We start from the raw sequence: 10,042 nt of genomic DNA, 5'->3' as shown, positions 1-10,042 counted from the left end.
GCGCTGCGAGCCGTTCCGCGGCCGAGGATCCGCCCCCGTCGACCCCGGTGGCGCCGGCAACCGCATCGGCTCCGGCAACCGCGTCAGGGCCTGCGACCGCATCGACGACCACGACGATGCCCGAGGTCGCAAGCCGCTCGAGCCCGTCCGCCCCCCATCCGAGGCGCACCTGATACGTCTGCTGCGAGCGTGAATCGGTCATGCCGTCAGCCTAGGCGGACTCGACGCGACGCGTGGCCCCGGCCGTTACCCGGCGTCATGAAGTCGACTCGATCGGGCCATGTCGGAGACGAGGCGTAGAATCGAACCATGGCATACGAGGTCGAGAAGTCCGAAGACGAATGGCGCGCAGAGCTCGGCGATGAGCAGTACGCGGTGCTGCGCCAGGCCGCGACGGAGCGCGCCTGGACCGGTGAGCTCCTGGACGAGGAGCGGTCAGGTCTCTACACCTGCGCCGGCTGCGGCAACGAGCTCTTCGTCAGCGGCACCAAGTTCGACTCGAACTGCGGCTGGCCCAGCTTCTACGAGTCGGTGCGCGAGGACGCGGTGGAGCTCCTCGAGGACGATTCGCACGGCATGGTGCGCACCGAGGTCCGTTGCGCACGCTGCGGTGGGCATCTGGGCCACGTCTTCCCCGACGGCTTCGGCACCCCCACCGGCAACCGCTACTGCATGAACTCGCTCTCGCTGAACTTCGAGCCCGAGAGCTGAGGCCGGATCGGGATCCGCGCGCCGGGCGATTGTGCGCGATCCTCAAGACGGCCGTGCCCGCGCACTTGGCCGCTGGCGCACGGCGTCACATCGCGCAACAATGCCTCGTCGAGCATGACCCGCCACGCGATTTTAGGTAGTTTCTGAGCATCGCTCCGCCGCAGCCGCGGTGCGAACGATCGCCTCAGAAGGGTCACATCATGTCAGCATCATCGTCGGCAGCGCGTCAGCAGATCAGACTCAACGCGTTCGACATGAACTGCGTCGCCCACTAGAGCTCGGGCCTCTGGCGGCACCCCTCCGATCAGTCGTGGCGCTACAAAGACATCGAGTACTGGCAGACGCTCGCCCGCATCGCCGAGCGCGGCCTCTTCGACAGCATCTTCGTCGCCGACGTGCTCGGCACCTACGACGTGTTCGGCGCGAATGACCTCGCGGCGATCCGCAACGGCGCCCAGGTGCCCGTCAACGACCCGGTGCAGCTGGCGGCGATCATGGCCGCCGCCACCGAGAACGTGGGCTTCGGCATCACCGCGGGCACGGCCTTCGAACACCCGATGCCCTTCGCCCGGCGACTCTCGACGCTCGACCACCTCACCAAGGGGCGCGTCGGCTGGAACATCGTGACCGGCTACCTGCCGTCGGCCGCCCGCAATCTGGGGCAGGACGACCAGCTCGAGCACGACCAGCGCTATGACCACGCAGACGAGTACCTCGAGGTCATCTACAAGCTGCTCGAGGGCTCGTGGGAGGATGACGCGGTGGTGCGGGATCGCGAGCGCGGCGTCTTCACCGAACCCGAGAAGGTGCACCACATCGGGCACCACGGCACGCACTTCAAGGTGCCGGGCATCCACCTCTCCGAGCCATCGCTGCAGCGCACGCCGCTGCTGTTCCAGGCGGGCGCCTCGCCGCGAGGCATCCAGTTCGCGGCGCGGCACGCCGAGGCGATCTTCATCGCCTCGCCCACCAACGCCGTGGCGAAGCAGAGCGTCCACGCGATCCGCCGCGCGCTCGTCGAGGCCGGCCGCTCCCCCGACGCGGCGAAGATCTACCTGCTGCTCACCGTCATCACCGACGAGACCGATGCGCTGGCCGAGGCCAAGCACCGCGACTACCTGCAGTACGTGAGCCCGGAGGGTGCGCTCACGTTCCTCTCGGGCTGGATGGGCGTCGACCTGTCGAAGTACGAGCTCGACGAGCCGCTCGGCAACGTCGAGAGCAACGCGATCCAGTCGACGGTCGCCGCCTTCCAGGCCGACAACCCCGAGGGGCGCGCGTGGACGGTTCGCGACATGGTCGAGTGGAACGGCATCGCCGGCCTCGGCGCGACCATCGTCGGCTCGGGGTCCACCATCGCCGATCAGATGCAGCGCATCGTCGCCGAGACCGGCGTCGACGGCTTCAACCTCGCCTACGCGGTCACGCCCGGCACCTTCGAGGACGTGGTCGAGTTCGTCGTGCCCGAGCTGCAGCGGCGCGGTGTCTACCACACCGAGTACGCGCCCGGCACGCTGCGCAACAAGCTCTTCGGCGCCGGCGATCGGCTGCCAGCGAACCACCGCGGATCCCTCTACCGGGTCGGCGGACCGCTCTCGACGATCGACGACAGCATCCGCGAAGCGGCCTTCACCTTCGCATAGGCCGCTCAGTGCCGCCCGGCGTGATCCTGCGCAGCATCACGCCGGCCACGGCGTGGCGCGGCGGGCTCGGTCTCCGAAGTTGTCGAGGGCTGCGAGCACCTCGGGTGCATGCCAGATGCGGTTGCGTCGGTAATCGTTCGTCTGTTCCAAGACTTCGTGCTCGACCAGCGAGTCGATCGCGGCCTGCGCGGCGGTCTCCGAGACGCCGAGTTCGGCGGCAACGGTCTTGGTGTTGATAACCGGCTGCTTCAGCAGCAGATCCCAGAGGCGCGACGCGGTAGATCCTGCCCGTGCAGGGACTCGGGCTCTCCAGCCATCGGAGATCGCTCGGAGGTCGCTCACCAATTGCCGCCCGTTGCCGACAGCACGGAAGGCGGCGTCGGAGAGCGCGTCGATGATGGCGGCCGGGTCACCGCGGCGGTAAGCGGTGAGCGAGTCGAAGTACCGTTCGGTGCTGCCGAGAAGTCCGGCCGAGACCGGGACGGCGACATTACGGGTGATCTCACCGGAACGGAGCATGCTCTGAATGAGCGCACGGCCTGTGCGACCGTTGCCGTCCGGGAACGGGTGGATCGTTTCGAACTGGGCGTGCGCGATCGCGACGTGCACGAGCACCGGGAGGTCGGTGCGGCTGCAGAACTGGATGAGGTCTGCCATGAGTGCAGGCACGCGGTCGTGGTGCGGCGGCACGAACGACGCCGAGTGGGGAGAGAAACTGCCGCCACCGATCCACACCTGCTGGTCGCGGAAACGGCCGGTGTGCTCGGGGGCGTTGTCTCCCAGCAATGCCTTCTGCATCGAGATGATCGACTCCTCGTTGATCTCGAAGGCGAGATCAAGCGCAGCATTCATGGCGCGCACATTCGCCACGACCATGCGGGCGTTGCCGGAGGATGCGGCATTGAGCTCCGCGAGCGCGACCTGCTTGGCGCTCGAGGTCAGGTTCTCCACCTCCGAACTGGAAGCTGATTCCGTTCTCAACAGGATGGATGCGAAGGGTGCCGCAATAACGCCGACCTCGGTGTCGAAGCGTGTGAGTTCTCGACCGGCATCGTCAGCGACGGCGAGCACATCGGCCTCGAGACGCAACACAGCATCTGCGATGAACGGTGGTACGGCGGCGGCATAGTCGCCGCGAGCGAGCATCCGCTGACGCCGCGAGACGATCACGTCTCCATCGCTTCCCTGCCACGGTCGCTGCTCGAATCCCGTCGCCGGCCACCCCATCGAGCGCGCTAGGTTCGATGTTCCCTCATTCGCCTGTGCCACGATTTCATCATACCTCAGGTTAAGTAAATAACCTTTGGTAATGAGCCATAATGCATCACTCCTCTGAGGCGCAGACGGCAGGCGGCATGGCCGGCCTCGTAGACATCTGAGAATCATGAGGCACCACGAGGGCATACAGCCTTCCGCTCATGGTGCACGAGTGATCTCGCGCACCCCGGCGAGAAATGGGACTACGCCCAGCGTCCGGATCGCCGGAACCCGCATCAGCCTTTTTGCTGATCCTGGTTTCATCCTCTTCTGCGATGTTCAGGACTGCGCTGCCTGGTGAAGTTGGTGCCATGGCAGTTTCTCGCACTCGCAGCCCCTTCTCCGACCGGCTGACGTCGCGCGGCGGGGCGTGGGTATCGCTCGCTCTCGTCTTGTTGATCATGGTCGCCCTGTTCGGCGTGTTCGGGTCGGCGAAAGCTCCGGCACGAAACGATCAGGCGCCAGCGGATGCGGAGTCCACGCGCACGAGCGAGTTGCTGGCGAAGTTCCCGGATGCGGATCGTCAGTCCGTGCTCGTCGTCGCGTCCCGCGATGACGGCGCAGAGCTCTCCAAGGGCGAGATCGAGAGCCTGGGCGATCTCCTTCCGGTGCTCGATGCCCACGCCGATGCCGACTCGAACGGACCGACGGTCAGCGAGGACGGGAAGGCTGCGGTCCTGATCACTCCGATCAAGGTCGGTGAGACGAACACGGACACGGCCGCGGTGATCAAGGAGCTGCGCACGGATATCGCCGACCGCACACCAGCGGGGATGTCCTTGCTGCTGACCGGTGGGCCGGCGTTCGGCGCGGATGTGGCGGCCGCGTTCGAGGGCGCTGACTTCACGCTGCTGCTGGTGACGATCCTGATCGTCGCGATCCTCCTCATCGCCACTTATCGGTCGCCGGTGCTGTGGCTGATCCCGCTCGTCGCCGTCGGGCTCGCGGACGGGCTCGCGGGCCGCCTCACCGCCGCAGCCGGGGCGGCGTGGAATCTGCAGTTCGATGCGGGCATCATCAGTGTGCTCGTGTTCGGCGCGGGCACCAATTACGCGCTTCTGCTGATCTCCCGGTACCGGGAAGAGCTCCAATCGACGGAGGACCACCGGCAGGCGCTCGGCACGGCGTGGCGGAAGACTCTTCCTGCGATCCTGGCCTCGAACGTCACGGTCGTGCTCGCTTTGCTGACGCTCGTGCTCGCGGTGATTCCCGGCACGCACGGGCTCGGGATCTCCTCGGCGATCGGGCTGCTGATCGCTCTCGCCGCGGCGCTGTTCCTGCTGCCGCCGTTGCTGGCGGTGTGCGGACGGAAGGTGTTCTGGCCGTTCGTGCCCCGACCGGGCGAGGCGGGACGGCAGGGCGGCGCGTGGAGGAGGATCGCGACGGGTGTCCTGCGACGTCCGGTTGCGAGTCTCCTCGCCGGGGTGGCGCTGCTCGCGGTGATGGCCACCGGCCTGTTCGGGACGTCGGTCGGGCTCGACCAGATCGAGAAGTTCCGGGTGCAGTCCGAGTCCGCGACGGGGCTGGAAGTCCTGTCGGATCATTTCCCGCCCGGTGAGGCGCAGCCGATCTTCATCGTCGCGAACAGCGCGGAGGCCGGTGCCGTGGTCGCTGCGGCGAACGACGTGGAGGGCGTAGTCCGCGCCCACCCGGTCGGCGCCACGGACGATGATTCGCTCACGAAGATCATGGTGACCAGCGAGTACGTGCCGAGCACCGAGGAGAGCCTCACCCAGATTTCCGAGCTGCGCGACGCGGTGCACGAGGTGCCGGGCGCGGATGCGGTCGTAGGCGGTGCGGTCGCCACCGATCTCGACGCGCGCGCCGGGAACCGAGCAGACCTGTGGCTGATCGCACCGCTCGTGCTCGCAGTGAGCTTCCTCGTGCTCCTGATCCTGCTGCGCTCCCTGATCGCTCCGGTGCTGCTGTTGGCCGTGAACCTCACCAGCTCGGTCGCCGCGATCGGTGCCGGCGCGTGGTCGAGCCGAACGCTGTTCGGCCAGCAAGCGCTCGATCTGCAGGTGCCGCTGCTCGCCTTCCTGTTCCTCGTCGCCCTCGGCATCGACTACACGATCTTCCTCGTGCACCGCGCACGCGCCGAAGCCGCGGTCCATGGAACGCGGGAGGGGATGGTCGAAGCGGTTGCCCATACCGGCAGCGTGATCACGAGCGCCGGAATCGTCCTCGCGGCCGTGTTCGCCGCGCTCGGCGTGCTGCCGCTGGTCACCCTCGGACAGCTCGGCCTGATCGTGGGCGTGGGCGTGATCGTCGACACACTGGTGGCGCGCACGGTGATCGTGCCGGCGATCTTCGCACTCGTCGGCGACCGCATCTGGTGGCCCGGAAAACCGGGCTTGGGAGAATTGACGCATGAACGTCGTGAACGCGCCACTGACGCGCACTGACCAGGTGGGGCCGGTGACCGCCGGCCCCACCGTGCGAGCGATGGAGATCGGCCAGCACCTCATCGCCGCCGTCCTCACCCTGATCGGAGTCATCCGCGCCAGCGGCGACGACACCCCGGCACCGGCGGCGATCGTCGCGGGACTCGCGATCCTCGCCTGGCACACGGCCGGCACGGTCCTGCCGTCCCGCACCCGTTCCCGACGGATCGTCGTATGGTGGCTGGTCGGATTCGCAGTGATCTGGGGCGCGGCCGTCGCGGTGTCTGCGGAATTCGTCTGGATCGCGTTCCTGCTCTGGCTGCTCGCCGGGCATCTGCTCCCCATTGCGTGGGGGCTGCTGTTCTCCGGGCTGGTGCTCGCGGTGGTGGTCATCGCCCCGATCCTGCATCACGGCGCCACGAGCTACGCGAACGTGTTCGGGCCGCTCATCGGCGGGATCTTCGCATTCGGGATCTCCCGCGGCTACCTCCAGCTCCTGCGAGATGCGGCGGAACGCGAGCGCCTAGTGGACTCCCTCACGAGAGCACAGCGGGAGATGGCCGATCTGCAGGACGAGCTCGCTCTCGTCCAGCGCGAATCGGGCGCGGTCGCCGAGCGCACCCGCATTTCCCGCGACATCCACGACACGATCGCGCAGTCGCTCTCCTCTATCCGGCTCCTCGCCCACGCCGGAGCCGGCCGCACGGAGGACGCCGACGCGGTGCGGACCCTCGAACAGGTCGAGACACTGGCGGGCGACGGCCTCGCCGATGTGCGGCGCATCGTCGCCGCGCTCGCGCCCGCCGAGCTCGAAGACAATGCCCTCGCCGCAGCGCTCACGCGCATGCTCGACCGTGCCCGGGACGAAACAGGCCTGCGCACCGAGTTGCACGTCGACGAGGGACTGCCCGCCCTCACCACCGAGGTCGAGGTCGCGCTGCTGCGTACCGCCCAATCCGCGCTCGCGAACGTGCGCCTGCATGCGGACGCCACCCGGGTCGTGATGAGCCTGATCGACTCGGGCTCGTCGGTGCGGCTCGACCTCATCGACGACGGCGCCGGGTTCGACATCCACGCATGGGAACAGGCCTCGGAAGCCGGGTCCGGATCGTCGAGCTACGGACTCAAATTCATGCGCGCACGACTGCGGGAGCTCGGCGGCGGCCTCGATGTCGAAAGCACGCCGGGCGAGGGCACCGCGATCTCGGTGCATCTCCCGATCCACCGCACCACCACGACGCAGGCCTCCGGCAGTGAGCCGACTGCAGAGGAGACGAAATGACCACCACCGTGCTGCTCGTCGACGACCACCCCGTCGTCCGCAGCGGACTCCGCGCCGTCCTCGACACCGACACCGTGCACGTCGTCGGCGAAGCCGCAACCGGTGAAGAGGCCATCACCCTCGCCGCTCACCTCCACCCCGACGTCGTGCTCTGCGACCTCCGCCTCGGGACCGGCATCGACGGCATCCAGACCACCGCCGCACTCCGCGCCCTCGACCCGGCCCCGGTCGTGCTCATCCTCACGACCTTCGACCGCGACACCGAGATCCTCGGCGCGATCGAAGCCGGTGCCGCCGGCTACCTCCTCAAAGACGTCGCACCCGAGGCGATCATCGAGGGCATCAGCCGTGCGGCCGGGGGCGACATGGTCCTCGCCCCCGACCTCGCAGGTCGACTCCTCCAGGGCATGCGCAACCCGCTGCCGCGCCTCACCGACCGGGAACTCGAGGTCCTGCGCCTCATGTCAACGGGGGCGGCGAACAAGGACATCGCACGCACCCTGTTCGTCACCGAGGCAACCGTGAAGAGCCACATTGCGCACATCTTCACCAAGCTCGACGTCGACAGCCGATCCCGGGCGATCCACCTCGCCCACGAGACCGGCCTTATCTAACCCCGCAGATCTCACCCTTCGTTCGACCGGTCGCACCGTTACACAGCAGGAGGTTCATCACCAGTGACCAAGAAGAAGCAATCTCAGGGCGTCAGCCCGCGCACGCTCTTTCGGAGCTTCGCGATCGCCGAGATGTTCACGTGGGCAGGCCTCATCGCCGCGCTGATCCTTCGCGCACTGGAGGTCGTCAACATCGTGCCGATCGCTGGAGGCATCCACGGATTCGTCTTCCTGTGCTACTCGGCAACGACGATCTTCGTATGGGTGAACCAGCGATGGCGACTCTCCCTCGGCCTCACCGGGCTGCTGTTGGCGATCGTTCCGTTCGCCACCGTGCCCTTCGAGATCACGGTAGAGAGAAAAGGACTGCTCGCCGGCGACTGGCGACTTGCATCAGGCGGAGAGACACCGCACGGTTTCATCGAGAACGTGCAAGCCTGGGTGCTCCGGCATGTCATTCTCTCGATCGCTGTGCTGATCGTCTTCGTCACCGGGCTTTTCCTCACCCTGCTTTGGGCGGGTCCGCCTGTGCCTCGCGGATGAATCACCCAAACGGGAACATGCAGCTTCAAGTCGTGCACGGCACCAGCGGGTGCACGAGTGATCTCGTGTGCCTCAGCGAGGAAAAGCACGCCCTCGTGAACTCGGGGCGATGCGAGAAAACGCGAACCCCTGAATTTCCGCGGAAAATCAGGGGTTTTATGGCTGGGATACCAGGACTCGAACCTAGAATGACGGTACCAGAAACCGTAGTGTTGCCAATTACACCATATCCCAAGGGTGGCAGTCCGATACTCCGAGGAACATCGGCACCGAGAGACTAGTTTAGCGGGCTAATGTCGAGAATCCCAAAACGGGCCGGCAACGAGTGGCGAATCGCTTCCGAGTCGCCGATCCGCAGGGTCGCCATCAGCCGGCGGACGCGGACACCGGCTCCGCGCCGCGCCCGTCGAGGGCGTCGATGTAGCGCAGCACGATCCCCTCGCGCAGCGCCCAGGGCGAGATCGTGAGCGTCTCGACGTCGAACACCTTCATCGCCGTGCGCAGCACAACGGCGCCCGCCATCAGCTGGTACCCGCGCTCCGGCGTCACTCCCGGCAGGTACTCGCGGACGCTCCCGGGCATCTCGCGCAGCGACGGCTCCCACTCGCGGAGCCCGACGTAGTGCAGCGGCGCGAGGTCTCCCGTCTCGGGATCCGGCGGGCCGCCGATCAGCCGCGCGAGCGAGCGGATCGTCTTCGACGTCCCGACCACGCGCTTCGGCCGGGGTCGATCCGCGAAGAGCTCGTCGCGCACCCGAGTGAACTCGGCCCTGGCGTGCGCGCGGAGCCGCGACACCGCCTCGCGCGGCGGCGGATCCTCTACGAGGAAGTTGATCGTGGACCGCCCCGCACCGAGCGGCAGCGACACCTGCACGTCGGGGTACTCGTCGGCGCCCTGCGCGATCTCGAACGACCCGCCGCCGATGTCGAAGAGCAGCACCTCCCCCGCCGACCAGCCCAGCCAGCGTCGTACCGCGAGCATCGTGATCCGTGCCTCGTCCTCGCCGGACAGGACGCGCAACGAGACGCCGGCCTCGCGTTCGATCCGCGCGAGCACATCCTCGCCGTTCGCCGCCTCCCGTATCGCCGAGGTCGCCGTCGCGATCATGTCGTCGACGCCGATCTGCGCCACCATCGCGACCGCCTCGCGCACGGCCGAGACGATGCGCTGCACGCCCTCCTCGACGATCGCGCCGTCGGCATCGAGGTAGCGCATGAGCCGCAGGATCGAGCGCTGCGAGTGGTACGGCACCGGGCTGGCGCCCGGGTGCGCGTCGACCACCAGCAGGTGCACGGTGTTGGATCCGACGTCGATCACTCCGAGGCGCATGGGGAGATCCTACAAGGTGCCCTACGCTGATCCCATGTCAGGAACGCCGGCACGGCAGCACGATCAGGATCCGCTCGCGCTCTTCGCGATCGACGCATCGGCGCCGACCCCGCCCTTCCGGCAGCTGCACGAGCAGGTGGTCTCGGCCGTCGCCGACGGACGCCTGCTGCCGGGTACGCGCCTGCCCACCGTGCGAGCCCTCGCCGCGCACCTCGGGCTCGCGGTGAACACCGTCGCGGGCGCCTACCGTTCGCTCGAGGCCGCCGGTGTAGTCGAAGG

General features: G+C 67.6%; 8 protein-coding genes, 1 tRNA gene and 2 pseudogenes. 7 read left to right on the top strand and 4 right to left on the bottom strand.

The annotated features are described in order from the left end of the window. Positions 1 to 202: pseudogene (locus tag ACFPZL_RS06980) on the bottom strand (2-phosphosulfolactate phosphatase); the annotation flags it as partial. A 107-nt stretch (positions 203 to 309) separates the two neighbouring features. Between ACFPZL_RS06980 and msrB the strand changes: the two are divergent. Both msrB and ACFPZL_RS06970 read left to right on the top strand, forming a co-directional pair. Next, positions 310 to 711, top strand: coding sequence for a peptide-methionine (R)-S-oxide reductase MsrB (gene msrB, locus ACFPZL_RS06975; protein ID WP_218115631.1), 402 nt, complete (start codon positions 310 to 312; stop codon positions 709 to 711). Positions 712 to 911: 200 nt separating this feature from the next. Further along, a pseudogene (locus ACFPZL_RS06970) lies at positions 912 to 2,354 on the top strand (LLM class flavin-dependent oxidoreductase). Between the two features lie 36 nt (positions 2,355 to 2,390). Here ACFPZL_RS06970 and ACFPZL_RS06965 read toward each other — a convergent pair. Continuing rightward, the gene (locus ACFPZL_RS06965; protein WP_328798026.1) at positions 2,391 to 3,740 is read right to left on the bottom strand and encodes a Fic family protein; all 1,350 of its coding nucleotides are present in this window, start codon (positions 3,738 to 3,740) and stop codon (positions 2,391 to 2,393) included. 182 nt (positions 3,741 to 3,922) lie between these two features. Between ACFPZL_RS06965 and ACFPZL_RS06960 the strand changes: the two genes are divergently transcribed. The 4 genes from ACFPZL_RS06960 (at position 3,923) to ACFPZL_RS06945 (ending at position 8,434) form a co-directional block, all read left to right on the top strand. Further along, a complete protein-coding gene (locus tag ACFPZL_RS06960) occupies positions 3,923 to 6,016 on the top strand; it encodes an MMPL family transporter (RefSeq protein ID WP_236022069.1) in 2,094 nt (697 codons plus the stop codon). Continuing rightward, on the top strand, positions 5,982 to 7,277 hold the full coding sequence (locus ACFPZL_RS06955) for a sensor histidine kinase (protein WP_218115630.1): 1,296 nt from the start codon (positions 5,982 to 5,984) through the stop codon (positions 7,275 to 7,277). The genes ACFPZL_RS06960 and ACFPZL_RS06955 overlap by 35 nt, the downstream gene beginning before the upstream one ends. Beyond that, a complete protein-coding gene (locus tag ACFPZL_RS06950; protein WP_218115628.1) occupies positions 7,274 to 7,891 on the top strand; it encodes a response regulator in 618 nt (205 codons plus the stop codon). The genes ACFPZL_RS06955 and ACFPZL_RS06950 overlap by 4 nt, the downstream gene beginning before the upstream one ends. A 63-nt stretch (positions 7,892 to 7,954) precedes the next feature. Further along, entirely contained in the window at positions 7,955 to 8,434 is a 480-nt protein-coding gene (locus tag ACFPZL_RS06945) for a DUF3817 domain-containing protein (protein ID WP_236022068.1), read from the top strand. A 159-nt stretch (positions 8,435 to 8,593) separates the two neighbouring features. On the opposite strand, the gene ACFPZL_RS06940 is transcribed toward ACFPZL_RS06945, so the two are convergent. Together ACFPZL_RS06940 and ACFPZL_RS06935 are read right to left on the bottom strand one after the other, a co-directional pair. Next, positions 8,594 to 8,668 (bottom strand) — tRNA-Gln (locus tag ACFPZL_RS06940). A gap of 132 nt (positions 8,669 to 8,800) precedes the next feature. Next, positions 8,801 to 9,763, bottom strand: coding sequence for a Ppx/GppA phosphatase family protein (locus ACFPZL_RS06935; protein ID WP_218115626.1), 963 nt, complete (start codon positions 9,761 to 9,763; stop codon positions 8,801 to 8,803). A 34-nt stretch (positions 9,764 to 9,797) separates the two neighbouring features. Here ACFPZL_RS06935 and ACFPZL_RS06930 point away from each other — a divergent pair. Then, on the top strand, positions 9,798 to 10,042 hold a 245-nt coding region (locus ACFPZL_RS06930), incomplete at its 3' end, for a GntR family transcriptional regulator (protein WP_382334950.1).

The sequence above is a fragment of the Leucobacter soli genome (genome assembly GCF_042659205.1).
Classification (GTDB): Bacteria; Actinomycetota; Actinomycetes; order Actinomycetales; family Microbacteriaceae; genus Leucobacter; species Leucobacter soli.
Note: the sequence above shows the minus strand (reverse complement) of the source record. Positions and strands in the feature narration are given on the sequence as shown.

Coding starts and splice junctions, on each gene's coding strand:
- msrB (WP_218115631.1), top strand. CDS start 310: ATGGCATACGAGGTCGAGAAGTCCGAAGACGAATGGCGCGCAGAGCTC.
- ACFPZL_RS06965 (WP_328798026.1), bottom strand. CDS start 3,740: ATGATTCTCAGATGTCTACGAGGCCGGCCATGCCGCCTGCCGTCTGCG.
- ACFPZL_RS06960 (WP_236022069.1), top strand. CDS start 3,923: ATGGCAGTTTCTCGCACTCGCAGCCCCTTCTCCGACCGGCTGACGTCG.
- ACFPZL_RS06955 (WP_218115630.1), top strand. CDS start 5,982: ATGAACGTCGTGAACGCGCCACTGACGCGCACTGACCAGGTGGGGCCG.
- ACFPZL_RS06950 (WP_218115628.1), top strand. CDS start 7,274: ATGACCACCACCGTGCTGCTCGTCGACGACCACCCCGTCGTCCGCAGC.
- ACFPZL_RS06935 (WP_218115626.1), bottom strand. CDS start 9,763: ATGCGCCTCGGAGTGATCGACGTCGGATCCAACACCGTGCACCTGCTG.